12 protein-coding genes are annotated in these 13922 nt (G+C 49.5%); all 12 read right to left on the minus strand.

The genetic code is table 11. From position 1 onward, the window contains the following. Positions 1–3: 3 nt before the first annotated feature. Complete coding sequence (gene phnK, locus INR79_RS00110; protein ID WP_223095473.1) at positions 4–828, minus strand: phosphonate C-P lyase system protein PhnK; 825 nt, start codon at positions 826–828, stop codon at positions 4–6. Beyond that, positions 822–1736 (minus strand): alpha-D-ribose 1-methylphosphonate 5-phosphate C-P-lyase PhnJ, encoded by a 915-nt coding sequence (locus tag INR79_RS00115; RefSeq protein ID WP_262415364.1) that lies wholly within the window; start codon positions 1734–1736, stop codon positions 822–824. The genes phnK and INR79_RS00115 overlap by 7 nt, the downstream gene beginning before the upstream one ends. Continuing rightward, the gene (locus INR79_RS00120) at positions 1729–2823 is read right to left on the minus strand and encodes a carbon-phosphorus lyase complex subunit PhnI (protein ID WP_223095475.1); all 1095 of its coding nucleotides are present in this window, start codon (positions 2821–2823) and stop codon (positions 1729–1731) included. The genes INR79_RS00115 and INR79_RS00120 overlap by 8 nt, the downstream gene beginning before the upstream one ends. Next, positions 2814–3425, minus strand: a complete 612-nt coding sequence (phnH, locus tag INR79_RS00125) for a phosphonate C-P lyase system protein PhnH (protein WP_223095477.1) — start codon at positions 3423–3425, stop codon at positions 2814–2816. Before phnH ends, INR79_RS00120 begins: the two co-directional genes overlap by 10 nt. Further along, positions 3422–3877: a phosphonate C-P lyase system protein PhnG gene (gene phnG / locus INR79_RS00130; RefSeq protein ID WP_022549490.1), complete on the minus strand. Its 456-nt coding sequence runs from the start codon at positions 3875–3877 to the stop codon at positions 3422–3424. Before phnG ends, phnH begins: the two co-directional genes overlap by 4 nt. A gap of 2 nt (positions 3878–3879) precedes the next feature. Further along, complete coding sequence (gene phnF, locus INR79_RS00135; protein ID WP_004400179.1) at positions 3880–4575, minus strand: phosphonate metabolism transcriptional regulator PhnF; 696 nt, start codon at positions 4573–4575, stop codon at positions 3880–3882. A 56-nt stretch (positions 4576–4631) separates the two neighbouring features. Beyond that, the gene (gene phnE, locus INR79_RS00140; RefSeq protein ID WP_038143002.1) at positions 4632–5414 is read right to left on the minus strand and encodes a phosphonate ABC transporter, permease protein PhnE; all 783 of its coding nucleotides are present in this window, start codon (positions 5412–5414) and stop codon (positions 4632–4634) included. A 78-nt stretch (positions 5415–5492) separates the two neighbouring features. After that, on the minus strand, positions 5493–6488 hold the full coding sequence (phnD, locus tag INR79_RS00145) for a phosphonate ABC transporter substrate-binding protein (protein ID WP_223095479.1): 996 nt from the start codon (positions 6486–6488) through the stop codon (positions 5493–5495). Between the two features lie 2 nt (positions 6489–6490). Beyond that, a complete protein-coding gene (gene phnC / locus INR79_RS00150) occupies positions 6491–7360 on the minus strand; it encodes a phosphonate ABC transporter ATP-binding protein (protein WP_022549492.1) in 870 nt (289 codons plus the stop codon). A 267-nt stretch (positions 7361–7627) separates the two neighbouring features. Then, positions 7628–10165, minus strand: coding sequence for a leucine-rich repeat domain-containing protein (locus INR79_RS00155; RefSeq protein ID WP_223095481.1), 2538 nt, complete (start codon positions 10163–10165; stop codon positions 7628–7630). Positions 10166–10511: 346 nt separating this feature from the next. Then, positions 10512–11678 (minus strand): acetyl-CoA C-acyltransferase FadA, encoded by a 1167-nt coding sequence (gene fadA / locus INR79_RS00160; RefSeq protein ID WP_223095483.1) that lies wholly within the window; start codon positions 11676–11678, stop codon positions 10512–10514. Between the two features lie 25 nt (positions 11679–11703). Further along, on the minus strand, positions 11704–13875 hold the full coding sequence (gene fadB, locus INR79_RS00165) for a fatty acid oxidation complex subunit alpha FadB (protein ID WP_223095485.1): 2172 nt from the start codon (positions 13873–13875) through the stop codon (positions 11704–11706). Between the last annotated feature and the right edge of the window lie 47 nt (positions 13876–13922).

Below are 13922 nucleotides of genomic sequence, written 5' to 3' on the forward strand. Positions count from 1 at the left end.
GGGCTATCCTTGAAGCACAGAAGACACCAATAACTGGGTGTAAGGGTGTTGAGGATCGTCCAATACCTGATCGGTAATCCCGGTTTCGACAATGCGGCTTTCTTTCATCACGATCAGGCGATCAGCCAGTAGCCTTGCGACGGCCAGATCGTGAGTGACAATAATCACGGACAGCCCCAGATTGGTGACCAGATTGCGAATCAGGTCGAGCAGTCTTGCCTGAACAGACACATCGAGACCGCCAGTCGGTTCATCCATAAACACCAATTTGGGGTGTGTGACCAAGTTGCGCGCAATTTGCAGCCGTTGCTGCATGCCGCCGGAAAACGTAATTGGCGAGTCGTCAATGCGATCAAGTGGTATCTCCACATCGTGCAGCCACTTTTCTGCCTGTGCACGGATCTGACCATAGTGGCGATCGCCAATCGCCATTAACCGCTCACCAATGTTGCCCCCCGCCGACACGCGGGGTCTTAGCCCATCCATTGGATGCTGATGAACCACGCCCCACTCAGTACGCAGCAATCGGCGACGCTCTCGGTCGGGTTGGTTGTACAGGTCAATCACGGAGTCACCATTGTGGTAGTCCACATGACCAGCATCGGGCATTTCCCTTCCCGACAATACGCGTAGCAAGGTACTTTTCCCTGAGCCGGATTCGCCGACAATGCCCAATACCTCGCCCGGATACAGTTCCAGATTGATGCTCTGACAGCCTTTGCCCGGTGAGTAGAGTTTGGATAATTCCGTAACTTTCAAAAGAGGTGATTCATTTACTTGGCTCTCGACAACAGACGAAGGAGAGACACATTCCGCGTGATTTAACATGACAATTTCTCCTGCTGTTCGGCGCAATAATCGGTATCGGAACAAACGTACATTCGGCTGCCCTGATCATCGGTCACTACTTCGTCAAGGAAGGTGTGTGTTGCTCCACAAAGGGCACAAGGTTCTTCCCAGCGTTGCACTTCAAATGGGTGGTCTTCGAAGTCGAGGCTTTTTACATCGGTAAATGGAGGAATGGCATAAATGCGCTTTTCCCGACCAGCTCCGAACAATTGCAGCGCCGACATGCGATCCATTTTCGGGTTGTCGAATTTTGGAATCGGAGACGGGTCCATGATGTATCGCTGGTTCACCTTGACCGGGTAGGCGTAAGAGGTCGAGATGTGCCCGTAACGGGCTATGTCTTCATAAAGCTTCACGTGCATGATCCCATATTCACTTAGCGCGTGCATTTTTCGGGTTTCCGTTTCTCTCGGCTCTAAGAAGCGCAATGGCTCTGGAATCGGCACTTGATACACCAGAATTTGCCCTTCTTTGAGTGGCTTTTCTGGAATGCGGTGACGCGTTTGGATAATGCTGGCGGAATCGGTTTTCTCTGTGGTGTCGGCGTGGGCGACTTTTTCAAAGAATTTGCGAATTGACACTGCATTGGTGGTGTCGTCTGCTCCTTGGTCAATCACCTTGAGCGTGTCGTCGGTGCCGATAATGGACGCAGTAATCTGTATACCGCCTGTGCCCCAACCATAAGGCATAGGCATCTCGCGACCGCCAAATGGCACCTGATATCCCGGAATGGCAACGGCTTTTAAAATGGCGCGACGGATCATACGTTTTGTCTGCTCATCGAGGTAGCCATAGTTGTAGCCCTGTATTGCCTGAGTATTGCTCGTCAGAGCAAGTTCAGGTGCGTCTTGTGTTGATGCATGACTTTGTTGCGTCGAATTACTCATGGTCTGATTCTTCCTGCTGGGTTTGGCGTAACTCGTATTCCTTCTGGAGTTTGCGTATCAGCTCCAACTCCGACTGGAAGTCCACGTAGTGCGGCAGCTTGAGGTGGGAAACAAAACCTGCGGCTTCGACGTTGTCGCCATGAGACAACACAAACTCCTGATCTTGCGCGGGTCCCTGAACGGGTTCATCCAGCTCTTCCGCTTGCAAGGCACGATCAACCAGTGCCATCGACATGGCTTTGCGCTCTGCGGCACCAAACGCCACGCCATAGCCGCGGGTAAATTGCGGCTTAACGGTTTTTGAGCCGGTGAATCCGTTGATCATCTGGCATTCCGTAAGTTCGATATCGCCAATGTCGATATCAAATCCCAGTTCTTCAGGGCAGAGAGATACCGTGACTTGCCCGGTACGAATCTCGGCAGCGAAAGGGTGGTTTCGCCCGTAGCCTCGCTGAGTTGAGTAGCCCATCGACAGCAAGAAGCCTTCATCGCTACGCATCAGCTGTTGCAATCGCGCGCTGCGGGTTGCCGGATACGTCGGAGGGTGCAGAGTAATGTCTTCTGCCGTCTCCCCTTCGTCGAGTTCTTGTCTGGCTAAGCCCTGATGCTCCAATATCGACATCACTTGCGGGCAGACTTCCAGCTCGTTTGCGATGTCTTGGGTCTCTATTTCAGAAGTGTCGTTTTCGGCTAATAGCGAGAAGTCCAACAGGCGATGGGTATAATCCAGCGTCGGACCTAAGACCTGCCCGCCGGGTAAGTCTTTAAACGTGGCGGAAATGCGGCGCTCGATTTCCATATTGCTGGTGTCAATTGGATTACTGGTGGCGAAGCGAGACAGCGTGGTGCGATAGGCGCGCAACAGAAAAATGGCTTCAATCATGTCGCCACTGGCTTGCTTGAGTGCCAGACCAGCCAACTGGGTATCGTAGATGCCCCCTTCGGTCATCACGCGATCGACCGCGCCACTCAATTGTTCTTCGATTTGGCTGACGCTCAGCTCTGCTCCTGTTCCTCGACGCTTTTTGTCTTGGAGTTTGTGTGCCGACTCAATGGCTTTCTCGCCGCCTTTTACTGCTACGTACATGGCGAACTCTCCGTGTTTAATTGGGTGATTTGGGTTGTGCGAGGCAGTGCCATCAGTTCGCAGCCGCAGGTAAGCAATACATCGATACCCAGTGGCTGCGACGAATGAATGTCTTGAATCTGTGCCAACAAATCCGGATGAATGCCTTCAACCTGAATGTTCTTGTGCCCATCAATGCCGGGACCTTGCAGAGACAAAGGTGTCCCTTTTTGTAAGCTGGTGACCTGAATCAGTAGGGTGGTGCTGGTTTCTGGAAATTCAGCGCTGCCCCAGCAAAAGTCGTTTATGTTCATGGTTTGCTGATGATCCAATAGCGCGAAGCTGACGCTTTCAGCAGGTGATGTCAGGGGTGCATTGGCGTGAAACTGAAGGTTTTGTGTAAGCTCTGTGTCTTCGAGAAAGTTTTCAGCTAACCAAATCGGTGTGGTGCTGTCAGACAACGCCAATAAAATCTGCGTAGTTGCACTGTTCGCGCCGCCAAACGATAAATCGCTTGGCATGGTTTGAGTGCTGCCAGGCATCGACACGGCATTTAAAACCAGACGGAAAACGCATTGGGCATCGTGAATCGGGTCGTTAAAACCGGGTTTTACGAATTTCATTCGTCTTCTCCTCTCACCATGGTGAAGAATTCCACTTTGCTGGTGGCGATTTGTTGGCGTCTTGCGCGTACGTGTTCTTCCATCGTGGCCATTAAGGGTTCAATAATCTGTCGTTGCAAAGCTGGGCTGTAAGTTGGGGTTTGCATCAAGGCATCGATCAACGCGGCAAGGTGCGCATGTTCTTTATTGCGACCTTTGACGTAGCTGTAACCCATCTCACCTTCCGCCAGTTTGATTACACTGCGCGTGACGGTCATGTCGCCCATGTTGAATGGGTTTCCTGTGCTGCCCATTCGGGACTGAACCTGAACTAAGCCAGTTTCCGGAGCGCGAATCACCTGATGGTCGGGTGATAGATTCAGCGGCTCCCACAGTTTTTTAAGGTGCAAGAAGTCGGTCCGAGCGAGAACTGACATCCAGCTCTGTCGCTCCGACTGTGTCGTCGTGCTCATGGTTAATGCTCCAATACGATTTCAATCATGTCCGAGCGGGTGTAGGAGCAAGAATATTCCATGACCTGTTCAGTCTGGCTTGCCACATTTACCGTTCGGAAAATAATCAGCGGAATGTTCTCCGAGAGTTTGAGTTGCTTTCGTTCCTGCCGATTGGGCATGCGTGAACGAAGCTTGGTGGATTGACGGATAAGTTCCGTATCCAATTGCTGGTGGAGGTAGTTGTGCAGTGAACCACTCTCAAAATATTGCAATGGTCCCCACCAGTCGGTGTTAGGGAGGTAATGCTCAATCAAGCTGCATGGCAATCCGTCAATCACTCTGAGTGTGGTGAGCTTGATGAGCTGAGCATCCAACTCAATGTTCAGAACTTTGGCTAGGTGTTCACTGGCGGTGATCAATTGACGGCTCAATACTTCGCACCTTGGCATATAGCCTTGCTTGGTCAGGTTGTGCGTGAAGTACGCGCCCTGATTGAGCGGGTAGGCGTAAGGCTGACGAATGACCTGGTTGCCTCTGCCTTGCTGGCGCTCAATCAACCCACAAAAGACCAGCTCATCAATGGCGCGCCTGACGGTGTGGCGGTTGACCTGAAATCGGTCTGCCAGACGCGACTCGGAAGGAAGAAAGTCGCCCACTTTAAACTGGCTGTGTACTTCCTGTTCGAGCTGTTTGGCGATGTCCATATAGAGTTGCATGGGGTTTTCCTCCGACCAACGCTGCCTGGTTGTCTAGACAAGTTCAGACAAATTTTTTAGATGTACGCCTTACGAATGTGCTGAGAGGCGAAGTCAATCAGGCTCACTGTTACAATGATGACCAGCATGATGGCGGCGGTTTGCTGGAACTGGAATCCGCGAATGGCTTCCCAAAGCAGCACTCCGATACCCCCTGCGCCCACCATGCCGACAACCGTTGCTGAGCGGACGTTGGATTCAAACCGATACAAGGTAAATGAGATCCAGAGAGGCAATACTTGTGGAATTACGCCATAAATGACTTCTTCCAGCTTGTTGGCTCCGGTTGCACGCACCCCTTCAACAGGTCCCAAATCAATGGCTTCTACCGCCTCCGAAAACAGTTTGGCAAGCACACCGGTGGTGTGGACAAACAGTGCTAAGACACCAGCAAAAGGTCCCAGACCCACCGCGACCACAAAGAGCATGGCAAACACCATTTCATTGATGGCACGTGCGGCGTCCATCAAGCGACGAGTCGGTTGATAAACCCAAGCCGGCACAATGTTGTCAGCACACATCAGCCCAAGTGGGATAGAGAAAATAACCGAGAGGACGGTGCCCCAAATCGCAATCTGAATGGTGATTAAAGTTTCTTCCACATACAGGTCCCAATGTGAAAAATCGGGGGGAAAGAAATCACTGGCGAGTTCTGCCATGTTGCTGGAGTCGGCGATGAGTTGAACCGGGTTCATCTCTGCACCTTGCCACGCCCAAGCCAGTATCAGAGCGATGACCATCAGGCTCGCAAGCTGTTTCAGCTTCTGACTGAGGCTCTGAGAGGTATTTAAGGCATCCATCGAAATATTGGTGTCCATGTTTGTTCTCATTTTTCTTTGTAAGAAGTGGGGCAGGTTCGCCCCACTTGGGTTTGAGTGTTATTCCATGGCATCCAAAGCCGCCATTTGGCGGTTCAGCGCAGCCAGTTCGGACTTCACGCTGTTGGCTTCTTCCATCTGAGATTTGTCCAACTTCTTATCGGTCGCGAGCTTGTTAAGCTGTTTAAACAGAGCCAGTTGACGGATTGGGAGAAGTTGAAGATCTGAAGAGGCTTTGAACGGTGCCCAGTCCAGCTCTTTCAACACCGCTACTTCTTTTGCGTTGCCTGTTGTGCCATATGTCATGAAGAAATCGTAAACCGCGGTTTTGGTTGCTTCTGGCAGGTTCTTACGCCATACGATTGGGTCGGCTGGAATCAGCGGAGATTTCCAGATGACTTTGATGTTCTTGAACTTGTCTGGGTTGTTGCGCTCGAAACGACGCAAGTTTTCAGTGTTGTTGGTCGCGACATCCACTTGCTTGTTGGCAACCGCAAACAGGTTCACTTCGTGGCTAGAATTCAAAGTACGCTTGAATTCACTTGGTTGAACGTTGTTTTTCGCAAACACATAGTAAGACGGAACCAGGAAGCCAGATGTTGAGTTTGGGTCGCCATTACCAAACGCTAGGTTTGAGCGGTTTTTCAACATGTCTTCAACTGAGTTAATTGGGCTGTCTTTGTGTGTAACTAACAGGCTCCAGTACCCTGGGTTCCCTTCTACATCGACAGTCTGAGCAAAAATCTCACCGCCCGCACGGTCAACAGCTTCCATGGCCGACTTATTGCCATACCATGCGATATCGACCTTGTTGAAACGCATGCCTTGAATGATGCCTGCGTAATCGGGAGCGAAGTAAGCTTTCACTTCAACGCCCAGTTTTTTGCTCATATCATCCAAAAATGGTGTCCATGATGCTTTTAGGTTTTGCTGAGATTCGGTCGAGATGATGCCGAAGTTCAGAGTTTTCAGAGGGGCTTCCTCTGCCCATGCTGGCGCAAGCGCCGTTGCTGCTAAAGCGATACCCACTGAGATCTTACGAAGTACACGTAACATGTTCAGATTCCTTTTGACTGAATGTTGACTGTAGGTTGATTAAGTTCAATTGCTGGCGAAGGAGCCGGTGAACCTGCGAAGTTGCCTTCCACAATCACGCCCGCTTCTTCTGTTTTTCCGCGATACAGCGCTTCAAGCTGGCTCGATGTCAGCCCGTTGCTACTGCCTTGGTAAAAAATGTGCCCATCCCGCAGAGCGATAACATGCTCACAATAGTTAAGTGCATGCTCGACCTGATGAAGTGTCACAATGACAGGGATGTTTTCTTGTTGATTGATCTGCTGAAGTAATTCCATCACCACACGAGACGATTCGGGATCGAGTGAGGCAATAGGTTCATCGGCGAAGATGATTTTGGCGTCCTGCATCAGTGCTCTTGCAATGGCGACGCGTTGTTGCTGACCACCAGAAAGGGTAGAAACTCGCTGATGCGCAAAGCTTGCCATGCCGACGCGATCAAGTGCTTCCAGTGCCTTGCGTTTCTGTTCTATGGTGAATTGCCCGCTGACGGTTCTCCACCAAGGTGTTTCGCTGAGCGCCCCTATCAAAACGTTGGTCATGACAGACAGGCGATTGACCAGATTGAATTGCTGAAAGATAAAGCCAGCTTGCGAGCGAGTGGCGCGGATCTGCTTATTCACTTTGCCCGACTGTTGAACGGGCTGACCCATAATACGGATGTCACCCGACGCGTCGGTTTTGTCGCCAGCCATTAACCCGTTGAGGTGGCGCAACAGAGTCGACTTTCCCGACCCCGAAGGACCTAAAAGCGCCGTCATACCACGGTGCGTGAGATCCAGATTGATACTGTTCAGTGCACGGTTTTTGCCAAATGTTTTGTTTAAATCCGTGACGGTAACGATGCTGTCCATAGAGCGAACCTTCTATTTTGTTCGGCTCTATCCTGCTAGCGTGAAATGACGGTTTTATTGCAGCGAAATGTCAGAAAAATGCAGCGAAATATTGGTAATTCGCTTAAAAGTCTGTTGTTAAAAGGCTTGATAAGAGATGTCTAGACAAGTGTGAGCAGTTGTCTAGATAGGTGTTTCATCAAAAGTTCATGGAATAGCGTGAAAAGCTTGAAGTGAAGCTGGTTTTGAAGATGCTACCTCCAACCGAAGTTGGAGGTAGCGATGTGACTAAGGGGCCGGAGTATAAGGGTCGTATCCACATTGCCCTTCGCTGGTGGCTTGGGTGTAGGTTATTGCATCGAGGTTCTCAAACTCAGAGACATAGCGGTTGAGGGAGTCTTTGGCGCTTTGTGTTAGTTGACTATCATAGACCGAAAGGCACGTGAGAAGGCTGTTTTGGCTGATATCGAGGTCCGTAAACAGGTTGGCACCTGCGTGCAGCGTTTTGAGGTTTGAGAGAGTACTTACATCAATGCTACTGAGCTGGTTACCCGCTAAATGTAAATCAGATAGCTGGGAGTAGCCGTTAAGAGAAAGGCTGGTTAGGCGGTTGTAGCTAAGTCGTAGCCAAGCGAGAGTGCCCTTTTCTGTCGGAAGTTCAATAGAAGTTAGTGGCGTTGATTTCGCTTCTAGATAGATCAATTGAGAAGCAGATGAGGCATCAATAGTATCGACTTGGGTCTCGTTGAGTCTCAGTTGTCGCAGAAGAGGCAGATTACCCAGTTCAATCGTGGTAATTGGGTTAGTCGATAAAACTAGCTTGATCAACTTAGGGTACAGTTGGGTGGCAAATGTACTCAGACCTTTGTTTGCGATAAACAACTCTGTTAGCTCTGAGAGGTGGTCAATATTGATAACCGCGCTACCTGTTTCACTGATATTCAAGTGGCTCAAAAGCGAATTGTTGGTTAAATCGAGGCTTGTTAGTGGGTTACCTTGCAAGGACAAATGAGTCAACGCCACATTAGACGACAAATCAATACTGGTGAGTTCATTCAAGGGTAAAACTAACACCTTGAGAGCTGGAAGTTGTGCTGTGTTGATGGTGATCAGTTTGTTAGATTTAATCACTACTTGTTGGAGACGGCTTGATGAAGGAAGTGTGATCGTATGGAGCTTACCATCAAATAAAGAATGACCTTTGAGATTTGCGATAACTAGCTGCTCTAAGCTTGCGTTATTACTTAGGTCTAGTGTTTCGAGCGATGATCGCATAATCGTCAATCGACGCAGTGCGGGGGTACTCGCGATATCAATTCCCGAAAGCGAAGAGGCGTCTCTGACTAAAAACGTGTCCAAGGCAGAGTTATTTGACACGTTTAAACTTGTTAGCTCGGGATTTGCAAGCAACGAAATGTAATTGAGCTGTGTGTTTCGGGATAAATCTATGGTGCTTGAGCGGACATTATCTAAGGTGATGGTTTTTAGCTTAGGGTTGTTAGATACAACGATGCTGCCTTCACCTAAGTGTTTCAGAGTAACGTCTTCAAGATTGGCATGTTGAGATAGGGTTATATTATCATTTTGAGCCGCACTTGATGCCTGACCGCTAATGGTTAGGGATTTCAGATTGTCAAATAGTGAGACATCTAAGCTGGCAGTAGCAGATTTCAGTGAACCAATATAGAGTCGGGTGAGCGAAGAAAGCTCTGCTACAGTGGCTTCATACCCACTATAACTGCAACCAAATTCAGTGACTTCATCAATGTACTTCCAACCTTTGTTTTGTGCGATGACATCCATGCAATTCTTATTGAGGTTATTTTCAAACGTCAGGTTGGAAATCAAATTACTCGCGTTCTGAACAGTCACATCAACCGTTCTCGAACCCGTTGCTCCTTCATTATCCGTCGCTGTAACTTTAAACGTCAGGGTTTCTTCTCTGTTTAGGGTTGGAGATGTGAAGCTTAAGGTTTGCGAATCCGGGTTAGCAATTGTGACGTTCGTTCCCGAGGTTTGCTCCCAGCGATAGGATTGGATGCTGCCATCTCTATCGTAGGCAGAAGCCGCAATAGTCACGGGTTGGTTAATATCTGTAGTCACATCACCAATAAAGTGAAATACAGGCGCTTGGTTAGGCTTTACATGCACCCGAGCTTGCTGGCTGGTCGTTGCACCTTGGTTATCTGTGACGGTGAGCTGAAACTCTAGCCACTCAGCTTGAGTAATTGACGGCGCAGTAAAGGAAAGTTGCGCAGTATCCGAGTTGGTCAATGTGACACTGGTACCAAATCGCTGTACCCACTGATACTTCACTATATGACCGTCTAAGTCGTAAGCGTTGCCTGTAATACTGGCACTGACATTGGGTCTAAGAGTTTGAGCCGCAATAGGAGCAATAGTTGGTGCACGGTTTGTGGAGATTGTTGCATTTACTGTGACAGTGACTGTTTCACTGCTTACTGCCCCTTGGGTATCCGTAACCGTCAGCTTGAATACCAGAGTTTGCTGTTGTGAATTAGAGGGGGCAACGAAAGACACCATAGTGCCATTGATCTCAGAAATAGTGACGGCTGGACCTGAAACTTGTTCCCATTTGTAAGAGGCAATACCGCTATCCGAGTCGGAGATGTTGGCTGACAGAATGACAGTTTGTGCACCAGATGCCACCTTGTCGCCATTTGTGGTTATCACGGGAGCCACGTTTGGTGTTGAAGGAGTACTAGGTGTAGAAGGGGTTGACGGTGTCGAGCTGTCCCCTCCTCCTCCACACGCAGAAAGCAATAAGGGCGCCGCGATCAGTGTTGCGGTTCTAATAATGTTCATGGTACCTAGCCTTTGAATACTTGAGTATTTCTAAATTTTTGATACCCGCACTTTCAGTGCCCTGTACACATAACAGGGGTAAGTGGGGGTTCAGAGCCAACAAATGATTTAGTCGTTAGAATTATTATTAGACTGCCTAACGGTGTTTTGATGATATTGCGCTTGTAACTATTTGAATTTATATGGCAATGATCAATATAAGCGCAGTTTATAATCTCTGACAGTTAGAAACTATGTTCATATCAACGGAAATGATAAAAGCGTGAAGTGACTCTAATTCGTTGTTTGATAATAGAAAGCCAGCGTTTGAACGCTGGCTTTGTTGATTCTAGGAGGTAGGTGAGCTTCAATCGACTCGTTCAAACACCGTTGCGATGCCCTGTCCGAGACCGATACACATGGTCGCAAGACCGTATTTGGCTTCTTTTGCTTCCATTAAATTGATCAGGGTTGTCGAGATACGAGTGCCTGAACAACCCAGTGGGTGACCCAATGCAATAGCGCCTCCGTTAAGGTTCACTTTCTCGTCAACCACATCCAGTAAGCCTAAGTCTTTCGCACATGGTAACGATTGGGCTGCAAAGGCTTCATTCAGCTCAATGACATCCATATCTTCAATCGACAATCCGGCACGCTTGAGTGCTTTTTTGGTCGCAGGAACTGGACCGTAACCCATGATGGATGGATCGCAGCCTGCAACCGCCATAGAGCGAATGCGCGCACGAATGTTCAATCCAAGTTCCTTGGCTTTGCTCTCACTCATTACCAGCATCGCAGACGCGCCGTCCGACAGGGCAGATGATGTCCCTGCGGTTACCGTACCGTTTGCAGGGTCAAATACTGGGCGAAGCTGAGATAATCCGTCGACGGTTGTTTCTGGGCGAATCACTTCATCGTAATCCAGCAGCATCAATGAGCCATCTGGCGCATGACCTTCGGTCGGCAAGATTTCATTTTTGAACCTGCCTTCTTGCGTGGCGGCGTAGGCACGAGCGTGAGAACGTGCTGCAAACTCATCTTGCTGCTTTCGGCTGATGCCATGAAGTTTACCCAGCATCTCAGCCGTTAAACCCATCATCCCCGCGGCTTTGGCCACGTTTTTGGATAAGCCAGGGTGGAAGTCAACGCCGTGCGTCATAGGGACGTGCCCCATGTGCTCGACACCACCAATCAGGCAGATATCGGCATCGCCCACCATGATAGCGCGCGATGCATCGTGCAGTGCTTGCATGGAAGAGCCACACAAACGGTTCACCGTCACCGCGCCTACTTCAATAGGCAAACCAGCGAGCAGCGCGGCGTTTCTCGCGACGTTAAACCCTTGCTCCAGGGTTTGTTGAACACACCCCCAGTAAACGTCTTCAATTTCAGATGGGTTAACCTGAGGGTTACGCTCTAAGATTCCTTTCATCAGATGTGCAGAGAGATCCTCTGCACGGACATTGCGAAATGCCCCGCCTTTGGAGCGACCCATTGGGGTTCGAAGGCAATCAACGATCACTACATTGTTCATTTTAAGATTCCTTTTCCAAAGAGGGTTATAACGTGCCAGCTTGTTGAGTTTGGTAGAAGCTTTCGCCTCTTTCCGCCATGTCGATCAGCATTTGTGGTGGCTGATACATAGCACCGAGGTCCGCGTATGGTTTTGCCATTGCTACAAACTCGGCAATACCGATGCTGTCTAGGTAGCGGAAGACACCACCTCGGAATGGTGGGAAACCTAATCCGTACACCAATGCCATGTCGGCTTCTTGAGGAGAGGCGATAATGCCTTCTTCTAAACACAACACGACTTCGTTGATCATAGGAATCATCATACGTTGCATGATGGTGTCTTCGTCAAAAGCTTGTTGATCAGAACAGACAGAGGAAATAACAGGGAGAATTTCATCGCTGAACGTTTTCTTTGGTCTGCCTTTCTTGTCTACGCTGTATTGGTAAAAACCTGTGCCGTTTTTCTGACCGTAGCGATCTGATTCAAACAACGCGTCAATGACATCTTTGCCTTCTTTACCCATTCGTTCTGGGAAGCCTTCTGCCATAACAGCCTGGGCGTGATGAGCGGTATCAATCCCGACCACATCAAGCAAATACGCCGGACCCATTGGCCAGCCGAATTTGCGCTCCATGACTTTGTCGACTTTGGTGAAGTCAGCGCCATCGCGCAGCAATTGACTGAATCCGCCGAAGTACGGGAAGAGCACGCGGTTGACGAAGAATCCCGGGCAATCGTTGACTACGATCGGGGATTTACCCATTTTCGCAGCGTACGCCACAACGCGATTGATGGTCTCTTCTGAGGTGTGCTCACCTCGGATAATTTCGACGAGAGGCATGCGATGTACCGGATTGAAAAAGTGCATACCACAGAAGTTCTCTGGTCGCTTCAGCGACTTTGCCAGCAAGTTGATGGGGATGGTTGAAGTGTTGGAGGTGATCACAGTATTGTCATCAACCAAAGCTTCCACTTCGCTCAACACTGCTGCTTTAACTTTCGGGTTTTCTACAACCGCTTCTACGATGACATCGGAACTCTCAATACCTGCGTAGTGCAAGCTTGGGGTAATCGAAGCCAGAATTCCAGACATCTTAAACCCGTCGATGCGACCACGAGACAGACGCTTGTTCAGCAGTTTCGATGCTTCCGTCATACCTAAATCGAGAGATGCCTGTGCGATATCTTTCATCATCACTGGCACACCTTTCAGAGCCGATTGGTAAGCGATGCCGCCCCCCATGATGCCAGCGCCGAGTACCGCGGCACGTGCTGTATCTTTCGATGCGGACTTGGCGGATTTCTTCGCCAGCCCTTTGATATATTGGTCATTCAGGAACAAACCAACCAAAGATTTGGCTTCTTCTGATTTGGCGAGCTTAACAAAGTGTTTGCGTTCAACATCAAGCGCTTCGTCTCTTGCGCTGCGAGCCGCTTCTTCAATTGCGACTACTGCTGTCATCGGTGCTGGGTAATGTGGACCTGCTTTTTGCGCAACCAGGCCCTTGGCCATGGTAAAGCTCATCATGGCTTCCATTTTGCTCAAGGTGAGGGCTGATGTTTTCTGGTGACGGCGGCTTTGCCAGTCCAGAGTGCCGTCTGCAGCTTGGGAAACGGTCGTGATCGCCGATTGGCGAAGTGATTCGGTATCTACTATGGCGTCCAGCAGTCCAACTTTTAACGCTTCATCAGCTCGGCAAGCTTTACCCTGTGTGATGATTTCCATGGCGCTGTCTGCGCCGATAACACGAGGCAACCTGACGCAGCCACCAAAGCCCGGCATGATGCCTAACTTGGTTTCTGGTAGTCCAATGCTGGTAGTGGCATCACCAATACGAAAATCGGTAGCCAGAACGCATTCGCAGCCACCACCCAGAGCGTGACCGCTCATTGCTGATAGAGTCGGAACGGGCAAATCTTCCAACTTACTGAAAATACTGTTTGCAAACTGCACCCACTGGTCCAGTTCGTCTTCAGGCTTTGCAAACAAGCCAAGAAATTCGGTGATATCCGCACCCACAATAAAGCTGTCTTTATCCGAGGTGAGAATCAGCCCTCTCAAGCCTGAATGGTCTTTAAGTGCATCCAGCGCCTGATCGAGCGATTCTAAAGTAGCAAGGTCGAGCTTATTGACTGAGCCTGGAGAGCAAAAGCTAAGCTCGGCGATGCCGTCTTTCAGTTCCTTTACTTGTAGAGTATTTGATTGGTAAATCATGTCTAACTCCGCGATACGCAATCCGAGATTGCTTGAGAGAGTGAATG

The sequence above is a fragment of the Vibrio sp. SCSIO 43132 genome (assembly GCF_019904195.1).
In the GTDB taxonomy this organism is placed as follows: domain Bacteria; phylum Pseudomonadota; class Gammaproteobacteria; order Enterobacterales; family Vibrionaceae; genus Vibrio; species Vibrio nigripulchritudo.

Bases quoted from the DNA above. Each gene is read 5' to 3' on its own strand.
- phnK (WP_223095473.1), bottom strand. From the start codon at position 828: ATGTTAAATCACGCGGAATGTGTCTCTCCTTCGTCTGTTGTCGAGAGC.
- INR79_RS00115 (WP_262415364.1), bottom strand. From the start codon at position 1,736: ATGAGTAATTCGACGCAACAAAGTCATGCATCAACACAAGACGCACCT.
- INR79_RS00120 (WP_223095475.1), bottom strand. From the start codon at position 2,823: ATGTACGTAGCAGTAAAAGGCGGCGAGAAAGCCATTGAGTCGGCACAC.
- phnH (WP_223095477.1), bottom strand. From the start codon at position 3,425: ATGAAATTCGTAAAACCCGGTTTTAACGACCCGATTCACGATGCCCAA.
- phnG (WP_022549490.1), bottom strand. From the start codon at position 3,877: ATGAGCACGACGACACAGTCGGAGCGACAGAGCTGGATGTCAGTTCTC.
- phnF (WP_004400179.1), bottom strand. From the start codon at position 4,575: ATGCAACTCTATATGGACATCGCCAAACAGCTCGAACAGGAAGTACAC.
- phnE (WP_038143002.1), bottom strand. From the start codon at position 5,414: ATGGATGCCTTAAATACCTCTCAGAGCCTCAGTCAGAAGCTGAAACAG.
- phnD (WP_223095479.1), bottom strand. From the start codon at position 6,488: ATGTTACGTGTACTTCGTAAGATCTCAGTGGGTATCGCTTTAGCAGCA.
- phnC (WP_022549492.1), bottom strand. From the start codon at position 7,360: ATGGACAGCATCGTTACCGTCACGGATTTAAACAAAACATTTGGCAAA.
- INR79_RS00155 (WP_223095481.1), bottom strand. From the start codon at position 10,165: ATGAACATTATTAGAACCGCAACACTGATCGCGGCGCCCTTATTGCTT.
- fadA (WP_223095483.1), bottom strand. From the start codon at position 11,678: ATGAACAATGTAGTGATCGTTGATTGCCTTCGAACCCCAATGGGTCGC.
- fadB (WP_223095485.1), bottom strand. From the start codon at position 13,875: ATGATTTACCAATCAAATACTCTACAAGTAAAGGAACTGAAAGACGGC.